The organism is Vibrio coralliirubri (assembly GCF_024347375.1).
GTDB lineage: Bacteria > Pseudomonadota > Gammaproteobacteria > Enterobacterales > Vibrionaceae > Vibrio > Vibrio coralliirubri.
Genome location: NZ_AP025470.1, coordinates 1,484,350 through 1,503,632 on the forward strand (window position 1 = coordinate 1,484,350; position 19,283 = coordinate 1,503,632).

2 protein-coding genes are annotated in these 19,283 nt (G+C 45.8%); one reads left to right on the forward strand and one right to left on the reverse strand.

Annotated features, from left to right (window positions below; all coding sequences use genetic code 11):
* Positions 1-434 precede the first annotated feature (434 nt).
* Positions 435-18,386 (forward strand): retention module-containing protein, encoded by a 17,952-nt coding sequence (locus OCV20_RS06925; RefSeq protein ID WP_086775423.1) that lies wholly within the window; start codon positions 435-437, stop codon positions 18,384-18,386.
* 76 nt (positions 18,387-18,462) lie between these two features.
* Here OCV20_RS06925 and OCV20_RS06930 read toward each other — a convergent pair whose 3' ends face one another.
* Positions 18,463-19,227: a transporter substrate-binding domain-containing protein gene (locus tag OCV20_RS06930; protein ID WP_017067326.1), complete on the reverse strand. Its 765-nt coding sequence runs from the start codon at positions 19,225-19,227 to the stop codon at positions 18,463-18,465.
* Positions 19,228-19,283 lie beyond the last annotated feature (56 nt).

Genomic DNA, 19,283 nt, shown 5'->3' on the forward strand with positions numbered 1-19,283 from the left:
ATTTAGTTCTTCTTTGGGGTTTAGGTATATCTTGACCTTATTAATTGCCTATAAATCCTAATGATTTATCAACTTTATTACTGTATATATTTATAAAAATTTGAGGTGTAATTAGATTGTGCGTTTTATTGCATATTAATCAACACCCTATAAACTTTTGCTTAGTCCATGAACAAACTAAAGTGAATGCCTAGATTTGTGAAAAGAAGTCACTTCGCACAGACATGACATTTCGGATAAGGAAGACTAGGCTTAAGGTTAAGTAAACTATAAAAAAAACAGGCGAAACGGAACAGACTCATCATATACATCAGCCTACGTAATTGATTGTTAATGCAGAGAATAAGTTCTGAATATAATTTAAGCCTGAAACCGTTATTACTATCATTTTCACGATGTTGAGCAATACAGCATTTTGTGACCACGGGGGATATATGGGTATTGAAGTTTCGCGCCAAGCTGCAGTTGTTGAGGCAGTGAGTGGAGAAGTCATCGTAGTTAAGTCTGACGGAAGCGCACGAAAAATTTCAGCTGGTGATATTATTCGTGAAAACGAGATTGTTATTACTGCCAACCAAGCAGAGCTTGTATTAGGCACCCAAAACGGTGTCACTGAGGTAGGCAGCAATTGTATTGGCTGTGTTGACCAAGATTTAGTGTGGGCTGATGCTCCGATTGCTGGAGAAGTTAATTTTGACTTACAGCAAGCCGATGCAGGAGATTTTGATGATGAATTTGCTGCTATCCAAGAAGCCATTTTAGGTGGTGCCGATCCGACCCAAATCTTAGAAGCAACGGCCGCTGGTGGCGGGCAAGGCTCAGCAAACGCTGGCTTTGTGACGATTGACTACAACTACACAGAAACTCATCCATCGACATTTTTTGAGACCGCAGGTCTAGCAGAACAAACGGTTGATGAAGACCGAGAAGAGTTCAGAACAATAACTCGTTCATCGGGCGGTCAATCAATCAGTGAAGTGCTCACTGAAGGCTCCATTTCTGATAATACCTATCCCCAATCTATTACAACTACCGAAACGATTATTGCTGGTAGTCTAGCGCTCTCCCCTGATTCTTTCGCTCCAGAAGCACTGTCCCTCGCTTCTCTACTCACAGAGCTAAACAGTGATATTACCTCAAGTGGTCAGCCCGTTATCTTTACTTATGATGCGGCGACGAACTCTATCATTGGTGTTCAAGGCACCGATGAAGTATTACGCATCGACATCGATGTTGTTAGTGTTGGAAACAACGCTGAGCTTTCACTGACCACAACGATTTCTCAACCAATTGATCACGTAACGTCTATTGGTGGTGGTCAGGTTTCCTATACAGGCGATCAAATTAACATCACTTTTGATATTCAAGGTGAAGACACCGCGGGAAACCCATTAGCAACACCAATCAATGCACAAGTTGCCGTGGTTGATGGGGTCGATCCGTCTGCTGAAAGTGTGAATATCACTAACGTAGAAACAAGCAATGTTCCAATCGAAGGGACATTCTCCAATATTGGCAGTGATAACCTTCAATCAGCCGTTTTTGATGCGAGTGCGTTGGACCAATTTGATGGAATACTCAGCGATAATCAAAATACGCTTGCAAGGCTATCTGATGATGGGACAACGATCACTTTGTCCATTCAAGGCCGAGGTGAGGTTGTTCTTACTATCTCACTAGATACTGATGGTACTTATAAATTCGAGCAATTTAATCCAATCGAACAAGTGGGTACCGATTCACTGACGTTCGATTTACCGATCACGATTACCGATTTCGACCAAGATGTTGTAACCAATAACATCAACATTGTTATCTCTGATGGGGATAGCCCAGTTATTACCAATGTCGACAGTATTAGTGTCGATGAAGCAGGCATCATTGGTGGCTCACAAGAGGGAACCGCGCCTGTAGCGGGGAGTGGAAGTATCACTGCCGATATTTTCGAAAGCGACATCATCGATCATTATGAACTGGAGCCGACGGAATTTAATGTTGGTGGCACCTTGATTTCTAATGGTGCGGCGGTGCTACTCGAGTTGGTTGATGAAACTAATGGTGTAAGAACTTACGAAGGCTATGTCGAGGTCAATGGATCAAGAATTACGGTCTTTGATGTTAAAATTGATAGTCCTTCACTGGGTAACTACGAATTCACTTTGTATGAAGAGCTTTCTCACCAAGGCACTGAAGACGCGTTGTTGACCTTTGCTCTGCCTATTTATGCTGTTGATGCGGATGGAGATCGCTCTGCACTATCTGGCGGTTCGAGTACACCAGAAGCTGCAGAGATTCTCGTCAATGTCACAGATGATGTTGTTGAGCTAGTTGATAAGGTTGAGTCAGTCACGGAACCGACTTTAGCGGGCGATACCATTGTTTCGTATAATCTGTTCAATTTCGAAGGAGCAGATGGTTCGACAATTCAATCGTTTAACTATGATGGTGTTGATTACTCACTAGATCAGAGCTTGCTGCCAGATGCTGCTCAAACATTCAGTTTTACTGAGGGTGTTGTAACCATTTCACTAAATGGCGATTTTAGTTTTGAAGTTGCGCGCGATATTGACCACACAAACAGTGAAACCATTCTCAAACAATTCTCATTTTTAGCTGAAGATGGTGATGGAGACACTGACACCTCAACGCTTGAGCTAAGTATCACTGACGGCCAAGATCCAATCATTGATTTGATCCCGCCTGTTACTCTCTCAGAAACCAACCTTGCTGATGGATCTTCTCCAAGCGGAAGTGCGGTCAGCGCTACCGAGACGATTACCTTTACTGCTGGTAGTGATGATGTAGCTAAATTTCGTATTGAACCAACTGAATTCAATGTGGGCGGGGCACTGGAATCGAATGGGTTTGCGGTTGAGATAAAAGAAGACTCTGCTAATCCGGGCACTTACATCGGTTTTATTACCAACGGTTCTGGCTCTGAAATCCCAGTATTCACCATTAGTTTCTCTGCTACTACGTTAGGTGAATACACCTTTACCTTACTTGAAGCGCTAGACCATGTGGATGGTCTAGATAAAAACGATCTAAGCTTTGATCTTCCAGTTTATGCGGTAGACAGCGATGGCGACGATTCATTGGTATCGCAACTCAATGTGACTATCGGTGATGACGTTCAAATCATGCAAGACGGTACGTTAGATATCGTTGAGCCTAATCTTGCTGACGGCACTGTAACAACCAACACCATTGATGTGATGCCTGATCAAAGTGCAGATGGCGCGACCATCACTCAGTTCACTTATGACGGTGTCATAAACACACTGGATCAAAGCATTTCAGGCGAACAGCAATTTAGCTTTACGGAAGGCGAGCTATATATCACTCTTGAAGGCGAAATGCGTTTCGAGCCTAACCGCGATCTCGACCATACCACGAGCGAAGATATCGTGAAGTCGATTGTGGTGACCTCAAGTGACTTCGATAAAGATTCAGTCACTTCAACGGTTACATTGACGATCACTGATGGTGATATTCCAACTATTGATGTGATTCCAACGGTTAGCTTATCTGAAACGAATCTGAGTGATGGTTCGAACCCGAGTGGTAGCGCGGTTAGTCAAACCGAGACGATCACTTTCACCAACCAAAGTGACGATGTTGAGAAATTCCATTTAGAGCCTAGTGAATTTAACGTTGGCGATTCTCTTACGTCCGATGGTCTGGTTATCGAGCTTAGAGAAGAACCTGCGGGGTCGGGTAATTATATCGGTTTCACGACTGATATTTCGAATACTGAAACTACCGTTTTCACTCTTGATTTCAGCAGTACCAATTTGGGTGAATACACCTTTACGCTTCTCGAAGCGATTGACCACACGCCGATTCAAGGCAATAACGACCTAACATTCAACTTGCCAGTTTACGCCGTCGATAGCGACGGTGACGATTCTCTGATGTCTCCGTTGGGGGTGACGATCACCGATGACGTTCAAGTGATGGTCAATAGCTCACTCAATATTGAAGAGCCAACGGTTGCGGATTTAGCGGCAGGCACGCCGACCACTACAACGGTTAATGTTCTCGATGAAGAAGGCGCTGATGGAACGACCATTACTCAGTTTACCTACGATGGTGGAGTGGTACTAACACTTGACCAAAGCGATACAGGTGAACAGAAGTTTGATGTTGCTGAGGGTTCGCTGTATATCACCCTACAAGGCGACGTGCGTTTCGAGCCTAATCGCAATCTGGACCACACAAGTGGAGACATTGTTAAATCGATAGTGGTGACCTCAAGTGATTCTGATAACGATCTTGTTTCTTCAACGGTTACGCTGACCATTACCGATGGCGATATTCCAACCATTGATAATGTACCAAGTGTTACGTTATCTGAATCCAACCTGAGTGATGGTTCTGCTCCAAGTGGCAGTGCGGTCAGTCAAACGGAGACGATTACCTTCACCAATCAAAGTGATGATGTGACGAGTTTCCGTATTGAACCTACTGAGTTCAATATTGGCGGCCTTCTAAAATCGAATGGACTGACGGTTGAGTTGAAAGTCGACCCAAGTACGCCGGGTGGCTACATCGGCTTTGTGACGACGGCGCCTAATGTTGAAACGAACGTGTTCACGATTAGTTTCTCGGATACCAATATTGGTCAATACACCTTCACACTGTTGGAAGCGTTAGATCACGTTGATGGGCTAGGAAATAACAACCTAAGCTTTGACCTGCCGGTTTACGCTGTTGATAAAGATGGTGATGATTCACTGGTGTCTCAACTCAATGTGACTATCGGTGATGATGTCCAAATCATGCAAAACGGCACATTAGATATCGTTGAACCGAATGTTGCTGATTTGGCTGGTGGTGCTGTAACGACCAATACCATTGATGTGATGCCAACACAAAGTGCTGACGGCGCGACAATCACTCAGTTCACCTACGATGGTCAACTTCGAACACTTGATCAAACTGATAATGGCGAGCAAAAGTTTAGCTTCACGGAAGGTGAGTTATTCATCACTCTTCAAGGTGAAGTGCGTTTTGAGCCAAATCGTAATTTAGACCACACAACGAGCGAAGATATCGTGAAGTCGATTGTGGTGACTTCTAGTGACTTCGATAACGATCCAGTGACAGCAACGGTTACGCTGACGATTACCGATGGTGATATCCCAACCATCGATGCCGTGCCAAGCGTTACTCTATCTGAAACTAACCTTAGCGATGGCTCTAGCCCGAGCGGTAGCGCAGTAAGTCAAACCGAGACGATTACTTTCACTAGCCAAAGTGATGATGTGACGAGTTTCCGCATTGAACCAACTGAGTTTAATGTCGGTGGTGCACTGAAATCGAATGGGTTTGCGGTCGAGATAAAAGAAGATTCTGCTAATCCAGGCACTTACATAGGCTTTATTACCAACGGTTCGAGCGCTGAAGTCCCCGTGTTTACCATTAGTTTCTCTTCAACCACGTTAGGTGAATATACTTTCACTCTATTTGAAGCGCTAGACCATGTTGATGGCCTAGATAAGAACGATTTGAGCTTTGATCTGCCTGTTTATGCGGTAGACAGTGATGGTGATGATTCACTTGTATCGCAGCTTAATGTAACGATTGGTGATGATGTTCAAATCATGCAAGGTGGTGCGCTCAATATTACTGAGCCGACCGTCGCTGATTTAGCGGCTGGTACACCGACCACGGCCACTTTTGATGTTATGCCAGACCAAAGTGCTGACGGCGCGACCATCACTCAGTTCACTTATGATGGCGTCGTAAACACCCTCGATCAAAATATTGCAGGCGAACAGCAGTTTATCTTCGCAGAAGGCAAACTGTACATTACCCTCGAAGGTGAAGTTCGCTTTGAGCCTAATCGAGATCTTGACCATACGGCCGGCGATATTGTTAAGTCGATAGTGGTGACATCAAGCGATTTCGACAAAGACTCAGTCACGTCAACCGTTACGTTAACGATCACCGATGGTGATATTCCAACTATTGATGTTATTCCAACAGTTAGCTTATCAGAAACTAATCTGAGTGATGGTTCGAACCCGAGTGGTAGCGCGGTTAGTCAAACCGAGACCATCACCTTCACCAATCAAAGTGATGATGTGGTCCGCTTCCGCCTTGAACCAGCAGAGTTCAATACCAATGATGCACTTACATCGAATGGTTTAGCTGTTGAATTACGTGAAGATCCGCAAGGGTCGGGCAACTACATCGGATTTACAACCAGCTCGTCGAATGCGGTAACCACAGTATTTACGTTGAGTTTTTCTGGGACAACCTTAGGTGAATACACCTTTACCTTAATCGAAGCCTTGGATCATCAAGATGCACGTGGCAACAACGACCTGAGTTTTGATCTGCCTGTGTATGCGGTGGATAGTGACGGCGACGATTCGTTAGTCTCTCAGCTTGGCGTGACTATTGGTGATGATGTGCAGTTGATGCAAGGCGGCACAATAACCAGTCGTGAGCCTGCTGGAGCAGTCGAAACATCGAATACTCTGGACGTGATGCCAAATCAGAGCGCAGATGGAGCAAAAATCACTTCATTTGTGTTTGATGGAAACACTGCAGAAAGCCTTGATCTCAATGTGAATGGCGAGCAAGAGTTTGTGTTCACTGAAGGTTCTGTATTTATTACCACAGAAGGTGAGATACGATTCGAGCCTGTGCGAAATCAAGATCACACGAGTGGTGATATTACCAAGACGATTGTTGTTACATCTACTGACCTTGATGGCGATATCGTTTCATCTACCGTGACATTGAAGATTACCGATGGTGATCTTCCAACGATCGATTTAGTCCCTGGAATTACGCTCTCAGAAGTGGATCTCGCTGACGGTTCTTCGCCAACCGGTAATCCAGTGACGATGACTCAAGTTATTACCTACTCAGAGGGTAGTGACGATGTGAGTCACTTCAGAATTGACCCAGCACAGTTCAACACGTCTGGAGCTTTAAAGTCCAATGGCTTAGAGGTTGAGATAAAAGAGCAGCCAGCGAATTCTGGTAATTACATTGGCTTCGTCAAGGACGGTTCTAACGTAGAAACCAACGTCTTCACGATCAGTTTCTCGACAACCAATCTAGGGCAATACACGTTCACACTGCTTGAAGCGTTAGACCATGCAGATGGATTACAAAACAATACTCTAAGTTTTGATGTCCCTGTTTTAGCGGTTGATACCGATGGTGATGATTCTGCAATGTCGCCAATGACCGTGGTGATCACCGATGATGTACAAGGCGTTCAAGATGGGGCGTTAAGTATCACTGAGCCTTCACTTGCTGATATAGCAGCAGGTACGCCAACCACGCCAACAATCGACGTTATGCCGACACAGAGTGCTGATGGCGCGAAAGTGACTCAGTTTATCTACGATGGTGGCACGGCTGTTACGTTAGACCCAACTGTGTCTACGGAACAAGTTTTTACCGTAACCGATGGCTTACTGTACATCACGATTGAAGGTGAGGTGCGCTTTGAACCAAGCAGAAATCTAGATCATTCATCTGGCGATATCGTGAGAACGATAGTCGTCACGACCAGTGACTTTGATAACGATACCGATACCGCGGATGTCACTTTGACGATCAAAGACGGAATCAATCCAGTTATCGATGTTGTTCCTAGCGTGAACTTATCGGAAGTGAACCTAGCAGATGGCTCAACGCCGAGTGGTTCTGCGGTGAGTTCAACACAAACCATTACCTACACCGTGGGTAGTGATGACTTAAGCCACTTTAGAATTGCAACCAACGAATTCAACCCAGGTGATGTGCTGAAATCAAATGGTCTTGTTGTTCAGTTAAAAGAAGATCCGTCTTCTCCAGGTGACTACATTGGCTATACCGATGATGGGGCAGGTAATGTAACCGATGTCTTCACGATTAGCTTTGATAGCGTTAATAAAGGGCAGTTCACCTTTACTTTGATTGAGGCGTTAGATCACCTTGATGGTGATCTTAATAACAGCCTCAACTTCAACCTGCCTGTTTATGCGGTTGATACTGATGGTGATGACTCAGTTAAGCGTGATGTTGTTGTGACCATTCAAGATGACCTTCAACAGATGCAAGATGGCACGTTAACCATCACAGAGCCAAATACTGGCACACCAACTACCTTGACCGTTGACGTATTGCCTACGCCAAGTGCTGATGGGGCAACCATTACACAGTTCACCTATGACGGTGGATCTGCGATTACTTTGAATCAAAACATCAGTGGTGAGCAGGAATTTGTTTTCACTGAAGGTTCGCTGTTTGTCACTTTGGATGGCGATGTAAGGTTTGAACCAAATCGTAATCTTGACCACTCTGCAGGCGACATTGTTAAGTCGATTGTGTTTACGTCTTCTGACTTTGATAAAGATACCTTTTCATCAACAGTCACGCTTACGATTGTTGATGGCGATGGACCTACAATCAACGTTGTGCCAAGTGTCAGCTTGTCGGAAAGCTTACTTGCGGATGGTTCGACACCTAGCGGAACACCTGTCAGTGTGACTCAGACTATCACCTCGCTAGCGAGCAGTGATGACATCGGAAAAATAGTAGTCGAAGTTGGGCTGTTCAATACCAACGGCGTGTTGAAGTCTGATGGCCTTGAATTGAGCTTGCGTGAGGAGCCTGCGGGTTCTGGCGACTACATTGCGTTTACAACGGATGGTTCGGGTGGTGAGAAAATCATATTCACCCTAGACTTTGATGATACTAATCCTAGCCAGTATACCTTTACGTTGCTTGAGCGTTTGGATCACGTTGATGGCTTAGGAAACAACGATCTGAGTTTTGATCTTTCTGTTTACGCGCAAGATACTGATGGCGATATTTCAGCGTCTAAACCGCTTTCAGTAACCATCACCGATGATGTCCAGTTAATGCAGTCTGGTGCGCTTAGCATCACTGAACCAAGCACTGGGACGCCGACCACAACAACGTTTGATGTGATGCCAGCACAAAGTGCAGATGGTGCCACAGTCACTAAGTTTACCTATGGCAGCCAGCCAGAATCCTCTCTGGTACAAAGCAATACAGGAGAGCAAAAGTTTGTATTTGCAGAAGGTTCTTTGTTTATCACGCTTGAAGGTGATGTGCGTTTTGAACCTAATCGCAATCTAGACCACTCTGGTGGCGATATCGTCAAGACCATAACGGTGACATCTGAAGATAAAGATGGCGATATCGTGACGTCTACCGTGACGTTAACTATTGCCGATGGCGCGCCACCAACTATCGACACCGTACCGACTGTCGCGTTGGAAGAAGCAAATCTGATTGATGGTTCTTCACCGGGTTTACCTGTTAGCCAAACTGAAACCATTACTTTCACAGCTGGAAGTGACGATGTGAGCCACTTCCGTATTGATACCACTCAATTCAACACGTCTGGCGACCTGAAGGCAGATGGTTTGGTGGTTCAGCTAAAAGAAGATCCTGCCAACAGTGGGAACTATATTGGTTTCGTGGAAAGTGGGGGTGTCCAAACGGATATTTTCACCATTACCTTTAGCAGTCTGGTTCTAGGAGAGTACACATTTACCTTACTGGAAGAGTTAGATCACCTGCCAGTACAGGGTAATAACGATCAAATATTCACCTTGCCAGTGATCGCTGTCGACAAAGACAACACTGACTCTGCGGTGAAACCGCTAACAGTGACCATTACTGATGATGTGCCAACCATCACTGATACGACGGTTGCAAGTACGTTTGTCGTTGATGAAGACGATTTAGGCTCTGTTGTTGCTCAGGCGACAGGTTCGTTTGTTACCACTGAAGGTGCAGACCAAGTAGAGGTTTACGAACTACGCAATATCTCAACTCTAGAAGCGACGCTATCGTCTGGCAATGAAGGTATTAAGATCACTGAGATCACAGGTGCTGCTAACACGACCACCTACCAAGGTGCAACTGACCCAGGCGGAACGCCAATTTTTACATTAGTGCTGACTGATGATGGTGCTTACACGTTTACGTTGCTTGGCCCTCTCAATCACGCCACGACACCGAGCAACCTCGATACACTCACAATACCGTTCGATGTCGTTGCAGTTGACGGTGATGGCGATGATTCTAACCAATACGTATTGCCAATCGAGGTGCTAGACGATGCGCCAGTAATGAGTGCGCCAACCGGTGAAACGGTTGTCGATGAAGACGATCTTACTGGTGTTGGTTCCGATCAATCTGAAGACACCATTATTAATGGACTGTTTACGGTTGATGAAGGTGCTGATGGTGTTGTGAAGTATGAACTGGTTGATGAAGATTTGGTGCTGGCTGGCTTAACCTCTGATGGAGAAAGTTTAGAGTGGCTAGCTGTTTCACAAAGCGGCACAACATTTACTTACGTTGCTCAAACAACAACGAGTAATGAAGCGGTGTTTGAGATTATTTTCGATACCTCTGATAACAGCTATCAGTTTGAATTGTTTAAACCCCTTAAGCACCCTGATGGTGCGGATGAAAACGCGATTGACCTTAACTTTTCTGTTGTTGCAGAAGATTTTGATCAAGACCAATCAAACGCGATCGATCTGAAAATCACGGTGACTGATGATGTTCCATTGGTGACAACTCAATCGATCACACGAATTGAAGGCCAGGGCTATGGTAATTCCAAAGTTGACATGTTTGCTAATGCCACGGATGTCGGCGCGGATGGCGCGGTACTGAGTCGAATTGAGGGCATTACCAGTAATGGTGCAGATATTGTTTTCCGTACAGGAAACAGCGGGCCGTACAGCAGCAGTTTCGATTTAAATAGCGGTAGCCAACAGGTACGAGTTTACGAACAAACCGATGATGGTAGTGGTGGCGTGGACACCCGTGAGCTAGGGCGCTTGCGTATCAACTCAAATGGCGAGGTTGAATTTAGAGCTAACGGCTATCTCGATCATGACGGCCTAGACACCATCGATTTCTCGATTAATGTGATTGCGACGGATGGCGATTTAGATACCTCTGAAACACCGTTAGATATAACGATTACTGATAGGGACTCTACAAGAATCGCTCTGAAAGTGACGACCTTCGAGGATGCGGGTAGAGACTCAACGATACCTTATGCAACGGGTGATGAACCAGATCTTGAGAATGTTCAAGATAACCAAAGTGGTCTGCCTAATGCGCCTGCACAAGTTGCACTGCAAGTTAACCTATACGACCAAGATAACAATGAATCTATAGGTCAGTTAACGATAAAAAGCCCGAATGGAGGTGATAGTCACCAAGGTACGTTCTATTACTTTGACGGTACCTCTTACCATGAGCTAATGCCTGAACCAAATGGGAGCATTATATTTGGTCCTCCTCAACTCGAGCAAAGCTTTGCTCCAAATCCTAATGAACCAAGACAAACTATTGCGACGATAGACAACTTGTTCTTTGTTCCGGACCAACACGCTAGTTCGGATGAAACTGGTGGGCGAGTTCGTTATGAGCTAGAAATTGAGAAAAATGGCAATACGGATCACACCGTTAACTCAAATTTCAGAATCGAGATTGAAGCGGTAGCGGATATTGCAACGTGGGATGACGCCAACAGTACTTATCAGTATCAAGTGAATGAAGATGAAGACAATGTTACGTTGCAGCTGAATGCTGAATCGCAAGATAACAGTAATACTGAGACGATTACCTATGAACTTGAAGCGATTCAGGGTGATGGGAAGTTTGAGTTACTTGATCAAAATGGCAATGTGTTAACGCCCGTTAATGGTGTTTATATCATCGCATCTGCTGATATCAATAGCACTGTCGTCAACCCAATCGATAACTTCTCTGGACAAATTGAGTTCAAAGCGACGGCAATTACTGAAGAGACGCTTAACCCATACGATGATTCAGCTAACGGCGGGTTAGACAAAACGACCGCTCGCTCTGTTGAGCAAAACATTATCATTGATGTGACTGCCGATGCGGACCCTGGGTCGTTCAGTGTTAACCGGATTCGTATTAACGAAGACAATATTGATGACCCTAACTACCTAGGTCCTCTGGCTAACAAAGATGACTTCACGCTAGACGAAGTCATCACAATGAACGGCTCAGTGGATACTGATGGTTCCGAAGAGCTATTTGTTCGTATCAGCAATATCACTGAAGGTGCGGTGCTTTATTTCCTTGGAACTACGACCCCAGTTCCTACAATCACTATTAACGGTATTGATTATCAAGAAGTGGCGTATTCCGACTTAGCCAATGTAGAGATCGTTCCGACTAAACACAGTAATGTCGATTTTACTTTTGATGTAACCGGTGTGGTTAAAGACACCGCGAACCTCTCTAGTGGTGCTCAAGTTGATGAAGAAATCCTAGGGACTAAAACGGTTAACGTTGAAGTTAAAGGTGTCGCAGATATTCCTTACGGCGGTACTAGCGGAACGGCATGGACTGCAATACCTGATACCGATCCTGACCCTGCAAGTGGTGTGCAAACCACGATCCAAGAGAGCCAGAATGGAGATAGCTACGCCGAGCTTGATTTCACCGTGTTGTCGGGAGAGAGAAGACCTGATCCTGCAGCTGTAGATCAAACCCCATTACCTGACGACGGTTCAGAATCCATAACCGTTATCCTCTCGGGTATTCCTGATGGCGTTATTCTGGAAGACGGTGACGGTACCATTATTGACCTTAACTTTGTCGGTTACGAAACTGGTCCGGGTGGTAGCCCTGATCTGTCTAAACCTATCTACGAAGCGAACATCACTGACGCGGGTAAAACCTCAGGAATCCGCATCAGACCCGTCGATTCTTCAACCGAGAACATTCACATTCAGGGTAAAGTGATCGTGACTGAGAATGACGGTCATACGCTTACGTTTGACCAAGAAGTGCGAGTGCTAGTCGAACCTAGAATCGATACCTCGGCGACGTACAGCACAGTCACTAATGGCGATGAAGATACGGTGATCAGTATTGATTGGCACCCAGAGGGTACTGACTATATTGATGATGATGAGCATTTCACTTCTATTGTGATCAGTGCCATTCCGACAGATGTTGAAAGTGTTGTGGTTAATGGCGATGTAACTTGGGTTTACGATGCTTCAGCAGGCACTTTAACCATTACGCCGAAGAGTGGACAAACGGCAGAAGAGTTTACTCAGATAGCACTGAACAACAATTTTATTCAGATCACACCTGAACAAGATTCGAGCACCGACTTTACGCTTAATACCGTTGTCATGATTGAAGAGCGAGATCATGAGTATGTTGATGCGACTGATCCTGGTCAGGGCATCGCTACCGCAACGATTACAGGTACGATTAATGTTGTCGTAACGCCAGTCGTTGAACCGCAAGACGCCAGCAACAAGCTTATCGTCGATGATGTGCTGGGTACTGGAGCTCTAGCAACCGTAGTTGCTGATGCCAACACTGGCGTGCTTAAGTTCACTACCAATAGCGATAATACATCGGTTACGGATGAGTTCGTCATTCGATATCAAGAAACAGATGCTTCGTCCGCTATCGAAGAAGTGGATCAGTTAGTTATTCAATTAACAAATGTGGACGACTCGGCTCTATCAGATGCTGTACTCAATCAACTGCTCGTTATTGGCGCTGCTTATGAAGGCGATGGGCGCTGGGTTGTAACGAATGAAGACATATTTAGCATAAGTGCACCGAACGGCCTTGTTCTTCCTTCAGGAAACAGCGGGGCTGGAGGGTTCAATGACATCAAGATGGACATCTTTAGCACGGTGATAGACCGAGGTGATGGTGCTGAGGTTGAGTCATCTACGGCCGCTCGTAGGGACGGGGAAGTCACTCTGTCATTCCCTCAAGTGGTGGCAGGGAGCACTAAGGTCGCAGCCGATATTGATATGACACCAGACAGTGTTGTTGATGCGATTGAAGACACCCAGTTAGATCTGGGTACGGCATTGAATGGTTTAATTACGTTCTCGGGTGAAGACGACTCAACTGATCAAGTGACCATCATTATTGATGACAGTGTGACCATTAATCCAGGAGCGGCGAACGAAGTCACCTTCCCAATTAGTTTATCGGGAAGCAGCGACCTCGACTTTGTTAACGGGAAATATGTATTCCAGACTACCGTTGATCAGGGCGTTTCTACCGACTTCTCTGGTTTGCTTCTTAACTTGCCAGCTGACTACTCTGGCGATTTTAGATTACCAATCACCATTGTGACTAAAGATATGCTCTCAGGGGATGAGAAAACTTTGGTGACCGATGTGGTTATAAAAGTTGCTCCTGATGTTGAAGGTAACCCAGATATTGACGTGACTGTCGTTGGTTCGCTTGACGATTCGTTTAGCCCTGTCGATACCGACGGTCAAGCAGGGCAAGATCCAGTCGGCTACGAAGATACCTATATCCAACTGGATTTCAGTTCGACCATTACTGATCAAGTAAGCGGAGATGAAGGGGGTGACGAAAAATTCACCTCTATCACACTGACTTTGAATGACACGAGTGTCGGGGCTTTTTATACCAGCGCAGGTGTGTCGCTTGGCACATCGGTGACCTTTAATGAAGCTGAAATTAATGCAGGCGCTCTGGACAACGTCTTGTTCCGCCCTGCACCTAATTACCCGACAGGTAACGACATTAATCAGGTGCAAGTGAATGTCAGCGGCACGATTACCGATACGGCTACGTACAATGATGCCTCGTCTCCAATAGGTACAGCAACAGATACTGATACGTTTAATACCAATGTTAGCTTTGAAGTGGTTCCAGTCGTGGACGATGTGCTCGTAACAGGACCGGGTAGCGATCCTGATGTTATCGAGATTACGGGTACTGAAGACCAGCTCATTTCTTTGTCGGGCACAGGGCCTGTATCGATTGCACTGACTGACCTTGATGGATCAGAACAGTTTGTGTCGATTAAGTTCACAGACGTACCTGATGGCTTCCAAATGCGTGCAGACGCTGGCTCGGCATACACGGTGAAGAATAATGGTGGTGGTGAGTGGAGTGTTCAACTGCCTCAAGCGTCAGGACTGTCATTTGACCTGAGCGAGATTTCGATTTTGCCGCCTAAAGACTTCAGTGGTACGGCTGAATTTGGTGTTGCCGTATTTACGCAAGAGTCCTTATTAGGTGTGCCTACCGCAGCATCAAATCTGCCAAGCTTTAAGCTGCATGTGGTACCTGTGGGTGATGATGTTGATACTAACCCGACAGATTCTGTGACAGGTAACGAAGGTCAAAACATTGATATCGAAATCAATGCGACGATTTTGGATAAAGAGCTATCGGCAACGGGCAGCGGTACTTATACCGAGAATGCGCCAGAGACACTTCGAGTAGAAGTTGCTGGTGTGCCTCAAGATGCCTCTATCTACTACCCAGACGGCACGACCTTGGCTAGTTACGATCCAGTTACGCAGATCTGGACACTGGATGTTGCTGCGCAGTCACTTGATAAGATCGTATTCAATTCAGGTGAACACAATAGTGATACGGGTAATGTACTAGGCATCAATGGCCCGCTTCTGATTACCGTTCGCTCTGTTGATACTGACGCTGATAACACCGAATATTTGGGTACACCAACCAGCTTCGATGTTGATTTGGTGATAGATCCGATCAACGACCAGCCGACGTTTGTGAATGTCACCAACATTGAAACGAAGGAAGAAGATAGCATTGCATTGGACAACTTTAGCATTTACGACGTCGACGCTAATTTTGATAACCCAGATGCGCCGTATGTACTCACCTTAGCAATTGACCAAACATTGCCGGGAGCACAGGGTGAATTTGAGTTTACAAGTTCTCCTGATGTGACGTTTGTACTACAACCTGACGGCTCATTGGTGATTACGGGTAAAGAAGCGGACATCAATACCGCATTGACCAATGGAGCTGTGACGTTCAAGCCAGATCCAGACCAGAACTACCTCAACCAGAGTGGTTTAGTCACGATCAATGCGACCCTCGATGACGGCGGTAATAACGGTCTGATTGACGCTGGAGATCCGAGTACGGCTCAAACCAATCAAACCACCTTTACCATTAAGGTGACGGAAGAGAATGATGCGCCTGTCGCGACAGATGTTGATTTAGGCTCGATTGCGGAAGACGGCCAAATCGTGATTGTGGAAGGTGACTTAATTGCGGCAAGCTCTGATATCGAGAATCATAATCTGACCGTAACGGGTGTCACTCTAACTCAAGGGCAAGGTCAACTGCAGCGCTTTGAGAATGCTGGTGGAGCAGACAATGCTGCGATTACAGGGCCGTTCTGGCTGTTCGTTGCAGACAGTGATTTCAACGGCGACGTTAAATTTAATTACTCCATTATCGATGATGGTACAACCAATGGTGTGGATGATTTTAAAACCGATAGCGCTGAAATCAGCCTTGTCGTGACAGAAGTGAATGACCAACCTGTCGCGACAAATATTGATCTGGGCTCGATTGTGGAAGAAGGTCAAGTGATCATCAAAGAGGAAGATTTGATCGCGGCGACAACCGATCCTGATGCAGATAACATCACGGTGACCAATTTGGTACTCGATCAGGGTCAAGGCACATTGCAACGTTTTGAAAACGTGGGTGGAGCGGATGATGCTTCGATTACAGGCCCATATTGGGTGTTTACCGCAGCCAACGAGTACAGCGGTGATGTTAAGTTCACTTATACCGTAGAAGACGATGGTACAACTAACGGCGTAAATGATTTCCTAACGGATACCGCTGAAATAAGCGTTGTGGTAACGGAAGTGAATGATCAGCCAGTGGCAACGGACATCGACTTGGGCACCATCCTTGAAGAAGGTCAGCTAATCATCAAAGAGGAAGATTTGATTGGCGCAACGAGCGATCCAGAGAACGACACGATTACCGTGACGAACTTGGTGATCGATCAAGGGCAAGGCACATTACAACGCTTTGAAAACGTGGGTGGTGCGGATGACAACTCGATCAATGGACCATATTGGGTATTTACTGCAGCGGATGAATATAACGGTGATGTTAAGTTCACCTATACCGTAGAGGATGATGGTACCACCAATGGTGCCAATGACTTCTTGACGGATAGTGCTGAAATCAGTGCTGTGGTGCAAGGTGTCAACGATATACCTGTTGTTAATGGTGACAGTGTCACCAGTCTTGTCGACGAGGATGCCGGTCAGCTATTGAGTGGTATCAATGTCAGTGACCCCGATTATGTGGATGCATTTTCGAATGACCTAATGACAGTCACACTGACGGTGGATTACGGTACATTGAACGTAGCACTCCCGGCAGGGACGACCGTGATGGTTAACGGCAACAACACCGGTTCGGTCATCTTAGTCGGTACACTGAGCGATTTGAACGCACTGATTGATACGCCAACCAGTCCAAATGGCGTTTACCTCGATGCGAGCTTGTCTCCAACCAATAGTATTGGATTAGAAGTCATCGCTAAAGACAGCGGAAACCCTTCAGGTATCGCGATTGAAACTGCGCCAGTGGTGTATAACATCGCGGTGACACCGGTGGCGAATGCGCCAACCTTGTCTATTGACCCGGCATTCAACTATGTGAGAAACATTACGACCAGCTCATCTGTGGTCGCTAATAGTGGAGTCGCTTTAGTCGGAATTGTCGCTGCATTGACGGATATTACTGAAGAGTTGACGTTGAAGCTCAGTGATATTCCGGACGGCGTTGACGTAACCAGTGATGCGGGTACGGTTTCGCTGGTGGGGGATACTTGGATAGCGACGGCTGATGCGATTGATAGTCTCAGACTCGTCGAGCAACCATCAGCTGGTAAGCCGTTAACTCCGGGTAATTACACGTTGAAGGTTGAGGCGGTATCTGAAGAAACGGACAATAACGATATTGCGATATCTCAAAACATTGATCTAAACCTCAATATAGTTGCGAACCCAATAGATCTCGATCTGTCTTCTGAAACAGACGATGTGCAACTTTTAGCGAGTAACTTTGATACTAACCTCACTGGCGGATCAGGAAATGACCGACTTGTAGGTGGAGCTGGTGACGATACGCTTGTTGGCGGTGACGGTAACGACACCTTGATTGGCGGCGGAGGCTCAGACATTCTGACTGGTGGCGATGGTATGGACTCGTTCGTATGGCTTAACATCGAAGATGGTGTTGAAGATACGATTACCGACTTTGATTTGTCGGAAGGGGACAGTATTGATTTGAGAGAAGTGTTGCCGGAGCTTAAAAATACATCTCCAGACATGACCGCGTTGCTACAACAGATAGACGCGAAAGTGGACGGGGATGACATTGAGCTTACGATCAACCCGGATGGCTTAGGTACTACGGAACAGGTGATTGTGGTTGAAGACCTTGCGCCACAGCTAACCTTAAGTGGCACCATGCCTTCAGACATCCTAGATGCGCTAGTACAGCAAAATGTGATAACTCACGGTTAAGCGAACCATTAAACCATAACGAAAGAGGCCAGCATTGCTGGCCTCTTTTTTGTCACTGTATAAATTGAAAAAGACGTTACTTAAGAGAGTTGTGGATCAGGAACTCTTCTTCAACACCTTTCAATTTCATCTCATCCATAATGAAGTTCACCGTGTTCAACAAACGTTGTTCACCTTTAGGAATCAGATAGCCGAACTGACTGTTGGTGAATGGAGTTTCGCAGCGTGCCGCTTCAAGACGTTCGTCAGTTACTTGATAAAATAGACCTTCAGGCGTTTCTGTCACCATCACATCAACTTTGCCTTCTGCTACTGCTTTCGGTACGTCGAGGTTGTTCTCGTAGCGTGTGAAGCTTGCATTTTGCAAGTTTGCGTCGGCAAAGATCTCGTTAGTACCGCCAATGTTCACGCCCACACGAACAGAAGAGAGGTTCACTTTCTCAATGCTGTCGTACTGTTCTGCGGTGCCTTTCGCAACCAAGAAGCACTTACCAAAGGTCATGTAACCTTGAGTTTGTTCCGCGTTTAACTGACGCTGCATTTTACGCGTAATGCCGCCCATCGCGATATCGTACTTATCGTCGTCTAGATCGGCCAGTAGATCTTTCCATGTGGTACGAACAATCTTCAATTCGACGCCTAATTGCTCCGCGATGTGCTGTGCAACGTCGATATCGTAGCCAGAGTAGCTTTTACCATCGAAGTAAGAGAAAGGCTTGTAGTCGCCAGTAGTACCCACACGAAGCGTGCCTGATTTTTGAATGTCTTCTAGCTGGTCAGCGTGTGCGACACCAGAAAGTGCCAGAGCAATGGAAGCAAGTAATAGTGATGTTTTTTTCATTGTAATTGTCTGTTGTGTTTGTGTTGTCATTCAAAGTAACAGAAACAATCAGAGAA

Bases quoted from the DNA above. Each gene is read 5' to 3' on its own strand.
- OCV20_RS06930 (WP_017067326.1), bottom strand. From the start codon at position 19,227: ATGAAAAAAACATCACTATTACTTGCTTCCATTGCTCTGGCACTTTCT.
- OCV20_RS06925 (WP_086775423.1), top strand. From the start codon at position 435: ATGGGTATTGAAGTTTCGCGCCAAGCTGCAGTTGTTGAGGCAGTGAGT.